The organism is Ochrobactrum vermis (genome assembly GCF_002975205.1).
Lineage (GTDB): Bacteria > Pseudomonadota > Alphaproteobacteria > Rhizobiales > Rhizobiaceae > Brucella > Brucella vermis.
Map to the genome: position 1 here is coordinate 820,923 of NZ_PCOC01000002.1, position 14,756 is coordinate 835,678.

Here is a 14,756-nt window from a genome sequence, read left to right on the forward strand (position 1 = left end):
GGGCTTATACATTAGAGGCCGGAACACCTGTTAGGATGTTCCGGCCTCTTTGCCGTTGTGTTGTCGCACTTCACGATGGCGGGTGCAAAGTGGTTGAGCCCATCGGGGCATGAACTTTCGTTCGTAAAAAAGCAGAACCCTTTGCATCCTTGAGGCTTCGTCGAACCGTTGAGAGAGCTTCGCGCTCGCGTATAAGGGAGACCAGCCTCATGACTGATATTACCCGTTTTGTCGGCATCGACATATCGAAATCTTCCTTCGATGTCTGTGTTTTGCCAGATGGCCGCTCGGCAAGCTTTGCCAATTCGGTAGAAGGCATTGCCGATTTCCTCGTGTTCATTGAGCCTTTGTGCGGAATAGAACGCCTCGTTCTCGAGCCGACCGGCGGTTACGAGCGTCATGTCTTTGCAGCCTTGCAGGCAGCACAATTGCCGGTCGCACGCGTGAATGCCAAACAGGTCAGGCAATTTGCCAAAGCCTGCGGCCAGCTCTCCAAGACTGACAAGATCGATGCCTTCATCCTTGCCGATTATGCAAGACGCATGGAAACACGCATTGTGCCGCAACGCTCTTCTCAGCAAGGCGCTCTGGTGGATTTGGTCCGTCGTTACAGACAGTTATCGCACATGATCGTGCAGGAGAAGAACCGCAGGGAAAAGCAGAACGAGACCCTCAAGGACTGGATTGAGGAGATGTTGCACGTACTGCTCGAACAGCGCCAGGCAGTTGTCGATGCGATGGAAGCTTGTCTGAAGGCTGATCTGGAACTTGCCCGTAAAGCCGATATCCTCATGTCGCTCAAGGGGATCGGCCTGCGGACGGCCTGTTTCATCCTGGCCGATCTGCCGGAATTGGGCCGCATCGGCAAAGGGCAGATTGCCAAGCTGGTTGGCGTTGCGCCGCTTAATCGCGATAGCGGGCTGATGCGGGGCAAGCGGATGATTGCAGGCGGAAGACAGCCGGTGCGCGACGCGCTTTACGTCGCAGCGCTACCAGCCATTCGCTTCGATCCAGCCATCAAGGCATTCTTCATGCACCTCAAGCAAAAGGGAAAGCCCGGAAAGGTCGCCCTCGTTGCCGTCATGCGAAAAATGATCATTATCCTCAACGCAAAAATGCGAGACGTATACGCAACGGTGCTTGACCACTAACACCGTTGCTTTTTCATTCAATGATCTGAAATTTAGACCAGTTCGCCAGCCAGCGCCTTTTTGATCAGTGCGCGGGTTTCGTCGATGCCGTAAAGCGCAACGAAGGAGCCGAAGCGCGGTCCGCGTTCCTGGCCGATCAGCACCTCATAGAGCATCTGGAAGAAGGAAACCGAAACGCCGGGTCCGCCTTCGGGGCTTTTCTTGGTATGGTCCTGATAACGCTCGATGGCACGGGCAACATCAAGGATGGCATTCTGGATGTCGTTGCCATCGGTTCCGGCAGGCAGAGTTCCGAGCTTCGCATCCAGTGCTTCAAGCGCTGCGCGCTCCACATCGTCCGGCGCGCGGAACTGCTTGGTCGGCTTCACGAAGTCGTTGAAGTAACGGATCGCATAACCAACGAGTGCGTCGAGTTCCGGGTTGTTTTCCGGCGTTACGCCCGGCACGTGGCGCGAGATAAAACCCCAGAGAACTGCAGGACTTTCGGCGTTAGATGCGCTGACCAGATTGAGCATCAGCGCGAAGGTGACCGGCAGATTGACCTTTGGCGGGTTGCCGTAATGAATATGCCAGACCGGATTGTTCAGCCGATCCTTCCATTCCTGACGGTCATAGGCCGAAAGATAGGTGAAATATTCGTCCACCGCCTTCGGGATGACATCGAAATACAGCCGCTTGGCGGTCTTCGGCTTCTGGAAATTGTAAAGTGCGAGGCTTTCTGTCGGCGCATAGGCCAGCCATTCATCGATGGAAATTCCGTTGCCCTTGGACTTGGAAATCTTCTGGCCGATCTGGTCGAGGAACAGTTCATAGACGAAATGTTCCGGTGCACGTCCGCCCAGAATTTCGCAAATGCGGTCATAAACGCCCGCATTGGTCTGATGATCCTTGCCGAACATTTCGAAATCGACGCCGAGTGCAGCCCAGCGCATGCCGAAATCCGGCTTCCACTGCAGCTTCACATTGCCGCCGGTGACGGGCAGGGTCGTTTCAACGCCCTCTTCATCGTCGAACGTGATGGTGCCAGCCTTGGCATCAACACGCTTCATCGGCACGTAGAGCACGCGACCGGACTTGGGCGAGATCGGCAGGAACGGGCTGTAGGTGGCCTGACGCTCTTCACCAAGTGTTGGCAGCATCACCTTCATGATGTCGTCATAGCGCTCCACGGCCTTGAGAAGCACCGCGTCAAACTTGCCGGATTTGTAGTATTCGGTCGCGCTGGCAAACTCGTAATCGAAGCCGAAAGTGTCGAGGAAGCGGCACAGCATGGCGTTGTTATGATCCGCAAAGCTCTTGTAATCGCCGCCGAACGGGTTCGGAACGGTTGAAAGCGGCATCTGCAGATAGGGCTCGAGAGCTGCCTTGTCCGGCACATTGTCCGGTATCTTGCGCATGCCGTCGAGATCGTCCGAGAAGCAGATCAGGCGCGTCTTGACCTTGTCTTCGGTCAGAATGCGGAAGGCATGGCGCACCATCGAGGTGCGCGCCACTTCGCCGAACGTGCCGATATGCGGCAGGCCCGATGGGCCATAACCGGTTTCGAAGATCACTGTGTCCGGCAGGCCGGTCTTGGCATAGCGCTTGAGAATTTTCTTCGCTTCTTCAAAGGGCCATGCTTTCGCTTCCGCAGCCGCCGCGGTCAGTTCCGGGGTCAGCGTGATGTCGGGAAGGCGGTGCGAGGTCATGGTTTAATCCTGTGAAGCGCTCTATTCAAAAAAACGTGCGCACGTGGGAGGCGCATATTGCTCTATGGCGCGGCAACCACTGTCCGTCAACGGTTGCGACCGAATTTCCTTGCGCAACGTGATGCAGCTTCCTAACTTTCAAACCAATTTGGGCCGTTGGAGTTGATTCCGGCCATTGTTGTGCAGGAGTACGCGATGAAAAAGATCACCCCGCAGGACGCACTCGTCTATATCATGGTTACGACGTCTGCCGCCGACACCACCATGACCGATGCCGAGCTGGAATCCATCGGCAATGTGGTGACGCGCCTGCCGGTTTTCCGTGGTTTCGATACCGGACGTCTGCCGCAGCTTGCCAATGATTGCTATACGTTGCTGGCCTATGAAGATGGCCTGGAAAAGATTCTCGATCTCGCTCATGAAGCATTGCCGGAACGCCTCTACGATACGGCCTATGCGCTGGCTGTCGAAGTGGCTGCCGCCGATCTGCATGTGGAGCAGGAGGAACTGGAGTTCCTGCAGATGCTGCGTGACCGCTGGACGCTGGATGAATTGACCGTTGCCGCCATTGAACGCAGTGCGCGCGTGCGCTTTCGCAAGCTTGATCCTGTCGTTTAGAGCGCGTTTCGATCTGATTGAATCAGATCGGCACTCTAATCCTTTGTTTTAACGCGCATCTTTTCCGAAAACCGTTTCACACTTTTCGGGATGCGCTCTAGAGCAAGAAATGCAAAACGGGCGGAAAATCCGCCCGTTTTCTTTGTGGGTTTCAGGATAATCAGCACACGACCGGGAGCCGTCGTGCCTTGCGCCCCTCAAGAGCGGCACGCATGATGCGGGCAGCTTCTGCGAATGTGGGCGTTTCCTTCCAGTGTTCGGCAAGAATGATGCCGGTCGGGACGATGTCCCTCAGCGCTTCCAGCGTGTGGCGTGGCACCATATCGGTGCAGTTCCACAGGCGGCGGAAGACGACGCTGATACGAGTGGTCTTGCCATTGACCCGAACAACAGGTTCAGCCGTTTCCGGGGTCCAATCTTCATAAGCATCAACCGCATCCTGAAACGCGTGATGAAGGTAGATCGGTGCATGACCGTCATGAAGCGGGGGCAGCAAACTGGACATTTCTGTTTCCTCTCTTCCAATGTGGTTCAGCTTTCAGGGGGCATTTGTCACCAGGTGATTGAAGTGGGGCGTACAAATGCATTCAAACAAGAGCCTTGAATTGCTCTTCTGTGGTCTATGCGTGTCGCGTCGAAATGAAAGCTCACGAAATACGACAACACATAATTAACCATGATCTACGGAAGAAGGCCTGTTTGGCAAGAGGGGATTTTCTTTAAATCAGCTCTTATCGGAAAAATAATTCAACCGCACAGGTTTAAATACTGCAATAATAAGCTAGAAAATCATTGAAATATTATTTTTACTTGACGGTTAAAGATGCCGGAAAACAGAATGTTTTTCGATATTTATTGTTCGGGTGACAGGTTTGATCCTGTCATTTACGGGCGACTGGTATAAAAAGTCAGAGCTTGAATCAAAAAGCGGCATGTGTGTGCAAAAATGGTAATTTTCGAGTACCGGAGCGCAATGTACTTTTAGATACATGAGCATCGGAACGCAAGCAAATTGCCATTTGCAGCCGCACAGGGCGACTTTTGGAACAGGCTCTTAGCGAATGAAAATGTGATTGCGGGGCAATGAATATGGTTCAACTGGTTCTGTCGCGTAGGGCTTTTCTGGCGGGTTCGACCGCTTTGGCTGCTCTCGCTGTCTGGCCGCAACGGTCGAATGCGGCTGGCGAAGTGAAAGGCGGCCGGCTGGTCGTGGCCGCAGATTCAGAGCCGCGCAATCTGAACCCGGCCATCGTGGCATCCAATGGTGTTTTCTTCGTCGCAAGCAAGGTGATCGAGCCTCTGGCGGAAGCGTCCTCCGAGGGCGAAAATGGTCTCGCGCCGCGGCTTGCCACAGGCTGGGAAGGCTCCGCCGACGGGCTGACGGTGGCGTTCCGTCTGCGCGACGATGTCAAATGGCACGATGGCAAGCCGTTCACATCGGCAGATGTGGCCTTTTCGGCCATGGAAGTCTGGAAACCATTGCAAAACCTTGGCCGCGTTGTGTTCAAGGCGCTGGAGAAGGTCGAAACGCCAGACGACCTGACTGCCGTCTTCCATTTCTCCGAGCCGACGCCCTTCCAGCTTATCCGCAATGCCCTGCCGGCATTGACCGCAGTGCTTCCGAAACATGTCTTCGCGGGCAGTGACATCATGGCCAATCCAGCCAATGAAAAGCTCGTCGGCACCGGCCCGTTCAAATATGCCGAGCACAAGACTGGCGAATATTATCGGCTGACACGGAACGACGATTATTGGGGCGAGGGGGAGCCTTATCTGGACGAGATCGTCTATCGCGTGTTGCCGGATCGCGCCGCAGCCGCTGGTGCGCTGGAGGCGGAAGAAATCGATCTCGCCGCTTTTTCCGCCGTGCCGCTAGCCGATCTGGACCGCATTTCGAAGGTTCCGGGCCTGACAGTCATTTCCAAGGGCTATGAAGCGCTGACCTATCAGCTGGTGGTGGAGATCAACCATCGCCGCAAGGAGCTGGCGGACCTGGAGGTTCGGCAGGCAATAGCCCATGCCATCGATCGTGATTTCGCGGTGAAGACGATTTTTCTCGGTTACGCCAAGACCTCAACCGGCCCCGTGCCGCGCTATGACAGCCAGTTTTACACCGATGACGTCTCGTCCTATCCGTTCGATGTCGCGAAGGCGAATGCGCTTCTGGACGAGGCCGGTTACAAGCGGGGCACGGACGGAACGCGCTTCACGCTCAAGCTTCTTCCGGCGCCCTACTTCAACGAAACGAAGCAGTTTGGCGATTATCTGCGTCAGGCACTTGCGGCAGTCGGCATTGATGCGCGTATCGTCAACAATGATTCCGCCGCACATCAAAAGGCGGTCTATACCGATCATGATTTCGACCTGGCCATCGCGCCCACGGTCTATCGTGGCGATCCGGCCATATCCACGACGATTCTGGTCGAAAGCGGTATTCCGGCAGGTGTGCCGTTTTCCAACCAGGGCGGCTATGCCAATGCGGAACTCGACGCGCTGATCGCCAAAGCCGCACACGAGATCGACGAGAAAAAGCGCACGGCGCTCTACCAGCAGTTCCAGCAGATGGTGAAGGCGGATTTACCGCTGATCAATGTTGCGGAATGGGGCTTCATCACCGTTGCCAGCGACCGCGTGAAAAATGTTTCCAACAATCCGCGCTGGGCTGTTTCCAACTGGGCGGATACATGGCTGGAACAGTGACTAAGCAGCCGGATTGATTGTATCCTGCCACCGTGAAACAGATTCTGGCCCTTTTCCGCAAACGACTGGTCGGCAGCATTATCGTGCTGCTGATTGTTATTGTCGGTTGTTTTTTCATGCTGGAAAGTGCGCCGGGCGATGCCGTCGACGCCTATGCCGTGACATTCGGCGGCGATGCGGCAACGATTGCCGAAATGCGGGCGCGCTGGGGGCTGGACCAATCCATTTGGCATCGGCTGGGGGCCTATCTGGCAGCACTTGTGCAGGGTAATCTCGGCTGGTCCGTGAGTTTCAACCGACCTATTCTCGACGTTATTCTGGAGCGCCTGCCCAACACGCTTCTTTTGATGGGAGCGGCGACCGCTTTATCTTTTGCTGTGGGCTCGCTCCTTGGCGTCGTGGCGGGTGCAAAGCCCGGAAGCTTTCGTGATCGGTTTCTTTCCGTCGCATCGCTTGTTCTCTATGCGATCCCCGGCTTCTGGCTGGCGCTTGTGCTGGTCATTCTGTTTTCGATCAGACTGCGCTGGCTGCCGTCGAGCGGCATCGAAACAATTGCCTCCGGCAAGCACGGGCTGCCGCGGGCGGGCGATATTGCAGTTCATCTGGTGCTGCCGGTTGTCTCACTGGCGGTGATCTATCTGGCGCTTTACCTGCGGGTCATGCGCGCTGCCATGGCCGATATATGGCGCATGGATTTCGTGCGTGCCTTGCGAGCGAGGGGCATTTCGCATCCGCGCATCGTCCTGCGCCACGTGGTGCGCAACGCGTTGCTGCCACTCATTACCGTGCTGGGCTTACAGGCTGCATCCATGCTCGGCGGTAGCGTGGTGATCGAAAGCGTTTTCGCCGTGCCGGGGCTGGGGCGGCTGGCGCAAGAGGCCGTTGCAAGCCGCGATACGCCGCTTCTGCTCGGTGTCATTCTGGTCAGCGCCATCATGGTTATTGTGGTCAATTTCCTTATCGATCTGATCTATCTCTGGCTCGATCCGCGTATAGCGACCGGAGGCGGCAGGGCATGAGCGGGGCTAAACGTTATTTCAGAACGGGTGAAGGTATAACAGGCACAATCCTGCTGGCGCTGCTCGTGCTGGCAGCAGTTTCAGCGCCTCTGTTCTTTCCCGCTGATCCTTTAAGCATTGTCTCAACGCCGTTGCTGCAACCCTTTGACAACGCGGATTTTATTTTTGGAACGGATCGGCTCGGGCGCGATGTTCTGGCTGAGCTTTTCCATGGTGCGCGCACATCGCTTGCAGTGGGATTGGCGGCCGCCTGCGCCTCAATCATCCTCGGCAGCATCGTCGGAACGCTGGCCGGTTTTGCGGGCGGTGTCATCGATGAAATCCTGATGCGGATCACGGAAGCCTTCCAGACTGTGCCGGGCTTTCTGCTGGCGCTGGCGCTGGTCAGCATTGCCGGGCCGTCGCTGCCGGTGCTGATTGCTGCGATCGCACTTTCGAGCTGGACGCAGGCTGCGCGCCTTACGCGCGGGCAGGTGCTCACAATCCGCGAAAGCGACTATGTGGCTTCCGCCCGTGTCATCGGCATGCATCCGATGGAAATCGCTTTTCGCCAGATTCTGCCCAATGCCTTGCCGCCGGTTCTGGCGCTGGTGCCGGTGATCGTCGCTTCCGCCATATTGATCGAAGCCGCTCTGTCGTTTCTGGGGCTGGGCGACCCGAACCGCGTCACCTGGGGCGGGATGATCGCCGAGGGGCGCACGGTTTTGCGCTCCGCGCCATGGCTTTCGATCCTGCCGGGTCTGGCGCTGGCATTGACTGTTGTTGGCGTCTATCTCGCGGGCGAAGGGCTGACGAACGCCTTGTCCCGACGCGAGGTGCAGTCATGAACGTGATTGTCCGGCTGGAACAGCTTTCCGTGCACTATGGCCGTGAAATGGCGCTGGAGAATATCGATCTTGACGTTCGTTGCGGCGAAACGCTGGCGATTATTGGCGAAAGCGGTTCGGGCAAAAGCACGCTGGCACTGGCCTTGGCCACGCTCCTGCCGGGCAATGCCCGCATTTCGGGATACATGAATTGGATAGATGGGAAGCCGCGACCGGGACGTGACACCGGCTTCGTGTTTCAAGACCCTGCATCGAGCTTCGACCCGCTGATGACGGTCGGCTCGCAGCTTGTCGAGACTATTCGCGCCCATGCGAAAATCGACAGGACGGCGGCTAAGGCCAAAGCAATCAGTCTTTTACAGCGAGTGCACATTCCGCAACCGGAAGCAGGTTTCACACGCTATCCGCATCAGTTTTCCGGCGGGCAGAAACAGCGCATTGCGATTGCGCTCGCCATTGCCGCCAGCCCACGACTGCTGATTGCTGATGAGCCGACAAGCGCACTCGACACTATCGTGCAGAAGGAGATTGTCTCTCTCTTGCGTGAACTGGTGCGTGCAGACGGGATGACACTGATCTTCATCACCCATGACATTGCTTTGGCATCGGGACTGGCCGACCGCGTTGCGGTTTTCCGGCAGGGAAAACTGGTGGAACTCGGGCCCGCACAAAAGATCATCTCAGATCCGCAAACGGATTATACGAAAGCGCTGATTGCAGCCGTGCCAGTGCTGGAGGCAGCACATGGTTGAGCCGCTTCTGAAGGCAGACCGGCTTGTGGTTCGCTATGGCGACGCCCTTGCGGTTGATGGCATCAGCCTCACGATCCAGCCGGGCGAGACACTGGCGCTGGTCGGCCCGTCAGGCAGCGGCAAGTCCACGCTGGCGCGGGCACTTTTGCGGCTTTTGCCGCTTGAAAGCGGTGCAATCCGCTTTGAAGGTCAGGACTGGCTGGCGTTGCAGGGAGTTGATCTCCGCAAGCAGCGGGCGCGTATGCAGATGGTGTTTCAGGACCCGCTCTCGGCATTTAATCCGCGTGCAAGCGTCTCCAATCTCTTACGTGAACCGCTGCGCATTCATGGGCTCAAGCGCGACATTGCCAGCCTTCTGCAAACGGTCGGGCTTGATCCGGCGCTGGCGCGGCGCGGTGTCCACGAGATTTCCGGCGGGCAGCGCCAGCGTGTCGCGATAGCACGGGCGCTTGCAACCGCTCCATCGTTGATCGTGCTGGATGAGGCGGTTTCGGCGCTCGATGTCACTGTGCGCGGTGCCATTCTCAACCGGTTGCGGGATATACAGAACGCCGAGCAGACGGCCTATCTTTTCATTACGCATGATCTGGCGGTCGCGGCACAGATGGCGGACCGTATCGCAGTGATGGAGCGCGGGCAGATTGTTGAATGCCGCCCGACGCGGGATCTGATAACGGCACCGCAAGCGCCAGTAACAAAAGCGCTGATCGAAGCGGTGCCGCGTCTCTCGATTTAGTTTTTTCCCAACTCCACCGAACGCTTGCGGGCCGCTTCCACGGCCTCGGCAACGAGCATCTTGAGACGGTCGCCCCCCATCAGCACTTCGAGCGCGGCAGCAGTAGTGCCATTCGGGCTCGTCACCTGTTCGCGCAGCTTTGACGGTGTGTCCGGGCTGGCATCGGCCAGGGCGCCCGCACCCATCACGGTCTGCATGGCGAGCAGTGCCGCCGTTTCATGCGGCAGACCGGCGGTCACACCGGCGTCGGTCAGGGCCTCGATGAAGTGGAATACATAGGCCGGACCCGAACCTGAAACAGCGGTCACGACGTCCATCAGCGCTTCGTCATTTACGCTCGCGACCTTGCCGGATGTCTCAAGAAGACGGGCGATGAAGGCTTCGTTTTCGTCGGTAACATTGGCGTTCTTGTAGGTGACGAGCATGCCCTTGCCGATCGCAGCAGGCGTGTTCGGCATGCAACGAAGCACGGCTGCATCGTGACCAAGCTGGCTTTCGAAGAGGGCGACCTGAATACCGGCCGCAACGCTGACGAAAGTGGCAGCCGGTGCGAAGCGCTTATAAGCTGGCAGAACTTTTGCCATGACCTGCGGCTTGACGGCCACGAGAACCATGCGCGGCGTCAGATCGACGGGCAGGGCTTCAGCATCGGCAAAGGCATGGACGCCAGCGCCAGCGGCGCGATCGCGAAGCGCGTCGGTCGGCTCCACGACATACACGTCGTTCGCCTTGAGGATGCCGCTGTCGAGCCAGCCCTTGAGCATGGCGAAGCCCATATTGCCGCAACCCACCAGAATTACCGTGTCATGCATATTGATTGTTCCACCTGTTTGGTTCACGGCGCACAGTTTCATGTGCGTCTTTTCTCATTCCCTTCGGGATATAGACCCGCGCGATTGCGACCTGCAAGACGGTATGGTGAAAAGCACGATATTTGCCCGCGAAGTACTGTCTGGTTACGATTTACCGATTGCTCATAAGATATCGACCATTATGCTTGTCATCTGGAATTCTGGACAGAGCAACGAAGCAGATTCTGTTTGCGTTGCTGGAATGGAGAGACAATGGATCCGGCTTTGACGACGGGCGTTCCACCGGCCGAGGCCTTCGGCCACGTCCGTATTATTATCGGCATGATCCTGGGCTTGTGCGTTTCACGCCTTTTGACTGGGTTGGCGCGTTTTATCCAGCATCCCGGCAAGCAGAAAATCTATCCGGTTCACCTCGCGTGGGTGGGCTTCATTCTGCTTTCGGTCATCCATTTCTGGTGGTTCGAGTTCAGCTTGCGCACCATTCCGCTATGGACCTTCGAGAAATATCTGTTTGTGATTTTCTATGCGGGACTGTATTTTTTGCTCAGCACGCTGCTCTTCCCCGACAGTATGGAAGAATATACTGGCTATCGTGATTACTTCATTTCCCGGCGCAAGTGGTTCTTCGGCATTCTGGCGTTGGTCTATGTGGTCGATTTCATCGATACGCTGTTGAAGGGAGCCGATCACTACCGGCTCTATGGTATCGAGTATCCGATTCAGGTTGCTTGCTTCATCCTGTTCAGTCTAATCGCGGTTTTCTGGGATAATCGGCGCTATCATGCGATTTTTGCAGCCGTCGCGCTGATTTACCAGATCACCTTCACACTGCGCCACTTCGCAACATTGAGCTGATTGGAGCGCATCCCGAAAAGTGTGAAACGATTTTCGGAACAAGATGCGCGTAAAGACAGAAAGCGAGAGCATGTTTCCCGAAAGTGGGAACCACTCTACGTCCGTCGTTCTGCATTGCGCCGGGTTTCCGTGTCCACGATTTCGCGAAACTGGCGCAACAGCGGATGGCGTTCGGTCTGCTTGACGCCGTAGTCGAGATTGAATGCGTAGTCAAAATCCGGCGGATTGAGCCCGATATTATGTTGCATCATGGTTTCGAGCTTGTCGAAGCCCTTCGCAAATATAGCTTCCATCGATCTGCCTTCGCTGTAGTCCGCCCAAAGTTCTGCGATTTCCGTGCGCAGATCGTCCGGCAGGGGTGCGCACAGCGTCATGAGGTCGGCTTTTTCGCGCTCTGCACGTCCATCGTCAGCAGATTGATGGATCGCAGGCACATCGCCGGAAATAGCCTCGCCCAGATCGTGGACGATGCACATCTTGATGAGTTTCAGCCGGTCGCAATCGCCCAGCTCACGGTCGAACAGCGTCGCCAGAAGGCATAGTCGCCAGCTATGCTCGACCGTGCTTTCCGGTCGACCCTGTGAGGTATGGCCGGAACGCAGAGTGCTTTTCAACCGTTCTGCATTCTGGATAAACTGGATTATGCCACTCAGCCGCTCCGGATCGATCGGTTGCTCCATTTTGGCGTTCATGGCGGTCTCCTGATTTATCTGTATGAATCAATACATATAATTGCAATTTTAACGGTTTATTTGCCATGATGAATATTAATCTGGATCAATAGCCACGGGTGAAACGCGGGACGGAGCAATGGTGGAACGGGACAGAGAGAGGAGACGTGCGGCTGCGCGCCCACTTCTGGCCTATGCGCCGGAATTCCTTGAGCTTGTGCCACCTGTCCAGGTAACCGAGAACAATGACGACGAGCGCGAACATCAGAGGCGTCGCGAGGAACTGCTGCGCCGCAAGCAGGATCTGTTGGACGCAGAAGAGAGCGAACGGATAGATCCGAAGGCGGATATGCAGGGCCGGATGAATGCCGTTCGGGAGGCGCTTGAAGCCAATCTCGAAGGTTCTTCGATCAAGGCGGAGCCTGCACCGGAAACGGCTCCATCGCCCACCGCCCTGAAGCCTGAAAACGAGCCGCCACCACTACCGCGCCGCAGGCGGCGCTGGGGACTTCTGGCTGGTTTCACGCTGCTGGGCGGAATTGTTGGAACCACATATGCTTTTCTGGTGCCGCACCAATATGGCGCAACGGCTTCGCTGCAGGTTTTCCCACCAGAGCGCCGCAGCGAAATTGCCTCGAATGTGGTTCTGGAACGTGCTGCGCAGATGGCACGCATTGAACGTGCCTCTGATCTCGGCGCTCCTTCGTTTCTGGAGGAGTTGCGCATTCGTCTGAATAGGTTGCTGCCGGAAGACCAACAATCTCCGGTGTCAAAAATGTCGGGTGCTGAATTGCTGCGTGAGCGCCTTGATTTCACGCAGGCGCTCGACAGCGGCACGGTGAATATTGAGGCCACGGCCGACAAGCCGGAAATGGCAACACTTTTGGTCAATGCCGTTGCGCAGGCATTTCGCGATCATCTGCAGGGCGGTGCGGAGCTGGGCGGGTCAGAGAGTGATCTTCCAGTGCGCTTGCAAAGTCTGGAGACGGATGCCGAAGCGGCACGGCTGGCGGCAACAGCTTTTCGTGTCAGCCGCGATTTTGGTGATGACGACAACAAGACCGCGCTTCAACGCGAATTCGCCGATAGCAAGGCCGAGACGGCGCGCATTGCAGCAGAGGCTAACAGCCTGAACGGCGCAACTGCCGAGAGCCTTGCCGAAAAGGGCGTACCGGAAACCATGCGATCCGGAGTGCTCGGTGTGCTGGTGGAGCGTTATCGTGCAGCAGGGAAGGGCGCCGAAGCAAAGCAGATTGACGCGGAAATTGACAAGGAGATTTCCAGCCAGCGCAGCATTTTACAGGCCGATCTTAAGAATGCGGTCGAACGCGAGCAAAAGGCAGCCGCTGCCATTGCGGGTTTTGGCTCGACGCCTGCTACGGATGAGGACAGAGCCCGTCTGCAAATGCTGGAACGCGATGCGGCGGCAAAGCAGGCGCTGTTTGAAGAATTTCAGATGCGCGCGGCGCGGGGCGAACCTGCCTCGGCAGGTTCTGCTGCGACCGTGCGGATTGTCACGCCAGCCATGGCAGGGCAGAACCCGCGCGATCTCTCGCCGCAAGGGATTATCGTGCTTGGATTGCTGGGCGGATTTTTGCTTGGCCTTCTTTCGATGATGTTGGCTGGTCGCAAGCCCCGGTCGTCGGTCAAGAGTGAAGCCGAGCCGGAAGAGGTTCTGGAACCCTATGGCGAAACCCGGCTTGCCGCCGTTATCCGCGAAGCCAATGCGCGCTGGGAAGCCGAGAATGACGCCACCCATCGACCCACGGAAAATGCGGCCCTCGGTCGTGCCATCGATGATGTGCGTTCATCCCGTATCACAAGGCTTTAGTCAGATCGCGCAAGCGTTTTGCGTTCGGAAACTTCATAAAATCCTGCATTGTCGCGCATTCGCCAATTGTCATCGGGCGTCATGACGCTTATGGGCATGTGTGTGAAAAAGATGTCGTGTATCTCCCAGACACGCAGTTCCAGACACTCAGGCCCGATATCACGAAAGAACGGAGCGCTCGCTATGGCTCAATTGATAGATGGCAAGAAGCTCGCCGAGGATGTGGTTTCCACGGTGAAGACCGAAACCCAAAAGCTCGTGGCTGCAACCGGCATCGTGCCCGGTATTGCGGTGGTCATTGTCGGTGAAGACCCGGCAAGTCAGGTCTATGTTGCGTCCAAGAGCAAGAAGGCCAAGGAATGCGGCTTTCATTCCGTTCAGCACGATCTGCCGGAAACGGTATCGGAGCAGGAATTGCTCGACCTGATCGAGAGCTTGAACAACGATCCCGCCATCCATGGCATTCTGGTGCAGTTGCCACTGCCGAAGCATATTGACTCAGGCCACGTTATCCAGACGATTTCGCCTGATAAGGATGTCGACGGTTTCCATTTCATCAATGTTGGCAAGCTTGGCACCGGCGAGGTTGAAACGGCTTTCGTTCCCTGCACGCCGGCAGGCGCAATGATCATGATCGAGCGGGTCCATGGCCGCGATCTTTCGGGGCTCAATGCCGTAGTGATTGGGCGTTCCAACATCGTCGGCAAGCCGATGTTCAATCTTCTGCTCGCAGCCAATGCCACCGTCACGGTTGCGCACAGCCGCACCAAAGACTTGTCCGCGATTGCCCGCACGGCGGATATTCTGGTTGCTGCTGTTGGCCGCCCGCAGATGGTCAAGGGTGATTGGGTCAAGCCCGGCGCAACGGTGATCGATGTCGGTATCAATCGCATTCCGGCACCGGAACGAGGCGAAGGCAAGACGCGACTGGTCGGCGATGTCGATTTCGCGGAAGCAGAAAAGGTTGCCGGAGCGATTACGCCGGTTCCGGGCGGCGTCGGTCCAATGACCATCGCCATGCTGATGGCGAACACGCTGACTGCCGCCTGCCGCACTGCTGGCGTGAAAAAGCCAGTTTTTTGACACAATTGAACTG

Annotated in this window: 14 protein-coding genes and 1 pseudogene; 10 read left to right on the forward strand and 5 right to left on the reverse strand. The window is 56.8% G+C overall.

Going from position 1 to position 14,756, the window contains the following annotated elements; genetic code table 11:
* The first annotated feature begins 209 nt into the window (after window positions 1-209).
* The gene (locus tag CQZ93_RS18145) at window positions 210-1,151 is read left to right on the forward strand and encodes an IS110 family RNA-guided transposase (RefSeq protein WP_210201110.1); all 942 of its coding nucleotides are present in this window, start codon (window positions 210-212) and stop codon (window positions 1,149-1,151) included.
* A gap of 32 nt (window positions 1,152-1,183) precedes the next feature.
* Here CQZ93_RS18145 and CQZ93_RS18150 read toward each other — a convergent pair whose 3' ends face one another.
* Window positions 1,184-2,839: a lysine--tRNA ligase gene (locus CQZ93_RS18150; protein ID WP_105543994.1), complete on the reverse strand. Its 1,656-nt coding sequence runs from the start codon at window positions 2,837-2,839 to the stop codon at window positions 1,184-1,186.
* 195 nt (window positions 2,840-3,034) lie between these two features.
* Between CQZ93_RS18150 and CQZ93_RS18155 the strand changes: the two genes are divergently transcribed.
* Window positions 3,035-3,457: a tellurite resistance TerB family protein gene (locus CQZ93_RS18155; protein WP_105543995.1), complete on the forward strand. Its 423-nt coding sequence runs from the start codon at window positions 3,035-3,037 to the stop codon at window positions 3,455-3,457.
* Window positions 3,458-3,617: 160 nt separating this feature from the next.
* On the opposite strand, the gene CQZ93_RS18160 is transcribed toward CQZ93_RS18155, so the two are convergent.
* Window positions 3,618-3,962 carry a BRA0787 family protein gene (locus CQZ93_RS18160; protein WP_105543996.1) on the reverse strand — a complete coding sequence of 115 codons (345 nt, stop codon included), beginning with the start codon at window positions 3,960-3,962 and terminating at the stop codon, window positions 3,618-3,620.
* A 404-nt stretch (window positions 3,963-4,366) separates the two neighbouring features.
* Window positions 4,367-4,476: pseudogene (locus CQZ93_RS27420) on the reverse strand (flagellar basal body P-ring protein FlgI); the annotation flags it as partial.
* A gap of 70 nt (window positions 4,477-4,546) precedes the next feature.
* Between CQZ93_RS27420 and CQZ93_RS18165 the strand changes: the two are divergent.
* The 5 genes from CQZ93_RS18165 to CQZ93_RS18185 are packed head-to-tail and all read left to right on the forward strand — an operon-like array spanning window position 4,547 to window position 9,491.
* The gene (locus tag CQZ93_RS18165) at window positions 4,547-6,157 is read left to right on the forward strand and encodes an ABC transporter substrate-binding protein (protein WP_105545202.1); all 1,611 of its coding nucleotides are present in this window, start codon (window positions 4,547-4,549) and stop codon (window positions 6,155-6,157) included.
* Between the two features lie 17 nt (window positions 6,158-6,174).
* Entirely contained in the window at window positions 6,175-7,176 is a 1,002-nt protein-coding gene (locus CQZ93_RS18170) for an ABC transporter permease (RefSeq protein WP_105543997.1), read from the forward strand.
* Window positions 7,173-8,003, forward strand: a complete 831-nt coding sequence (locus tag CQZ93_RS18175; RefSeq protein WP_105543998.1) for an ABC transporter permease — start codon at window positions 7,173-7,175, stop codon at window positions 8,001-8,003. The genes CQZ93_RS18170 and CQZ93_RS18175 overlap by 4 nt, the downstream gene beginning before the upstream one ends.
* Window positions 8,000-8,755, forward strand: a complete 756-nt coding sequence (locus tag CQZ93_RS18180) for an ATP-binding cassette domain-containing protein (protein WP_105543999.1) — start codon at window positions 8,000-8,002, stop codon at window positions 8,753-8,755. Before CQZ93_RS18175 ends, CQZ93_RS18180 begins: the two co-directional genes overlap by 4 nt.
* A complete protein-coding gene (locus CQZ93_RS18185; protein ID WP_105544000.1) occupies window positions 8,748-9,491 on the forward strand; it encodes an ABC transporter ATP-binding protein in 744 nt (247 codons plus the stop codon). Before CQZ93_RS18180 ends, CQZ93_RS18185 begins: the two co-directional genes overlap by 8 nt.
* On the opposite strand, the gene proC is transcribed toward CQZ93_RS18185, so the two are convergent.
* Window positions 9,488-10,303, reverse strand: a complete 816-nt coding sequence (proC, locus tag CQZ93_RS18190) for a pyrroline-5-carboxylate reductase (RefSeq protein ID WP_105545203.1) — start codon at window positions 10,301-10,303, stop codon at window positions 9,488-9,490. The two genes, CQZ93_RS18185 and proC, sit on opposite strands and share 4 nt — an antisense overlap.
* A gap of 252 nt (window positions 10,304-10,555) precedes the next feature.
* Here proC and CQZ93_RS18195 point away from each other — a divergent pair, with 252 nt between their 5' ends.
* Window positions 10,556-11,158, forward strand: coding sequence for a hypothetical protein (locus CQZ93_RS18195; protein ID WP_105544001.1), 603 nt, complete (start codon window positions 10,556-10,558; stop codon window positions 11,156-11,158).
* Between the two features lie 95 nt (window positions 11,159-11,253).
* Here CQZ93_RS18195 and CQZ93_RS18200 read toward each other — a convergent pair whose 3' ends face one another.
* Window positions 11,254-11,850, reverse strand: coding sequence for an HD domain-containing protein (locus tag CQZ93_RS18200; protein ID WP_105544002.1), 597 nt, complete (start codon window positions 11,848-11,850; stop codon window positions 11,254-11,256).
* A 118-nt stretch (window positions 11,851-11,968) separates the two neighbouring features.
* Here CQZ93_RS18200 and CQZ93_RS18205 point away from each other — a divergent pair, with 118 nt between their 5' ends.
* Window positions 11,969-13,660, forward strand: a complete 1,692-nt coding sequence (locus tag CQZ93_RS18205; RefSeq protein ID WP_105544003.1) for a GumC domain-containing protein — start codon at window positions 11,969-11,971, stop codon at window positions 13,658-13,660.
* Window positions 13,661-13,843: 183 nt separating this feature from the next.
* The gene (folD, locus tag CQZ93_RS18210; protein ID WP_105544004.1) at window positions 13,844-14,743 is read left to right on the forward strand and encodes a bifunctional methylenetetrahydrofolate dehydrogenase/methenyltetrahydrofolate cyclohydrolase FolD; all 900 of its coding nucleotides are present in this window, start codon (window positions 13,844-13,846) and stop codon (window positions 14,741-14,743) included.
* Window positions 14,744-14,756 lie beyond the last annotated feature (13 nt).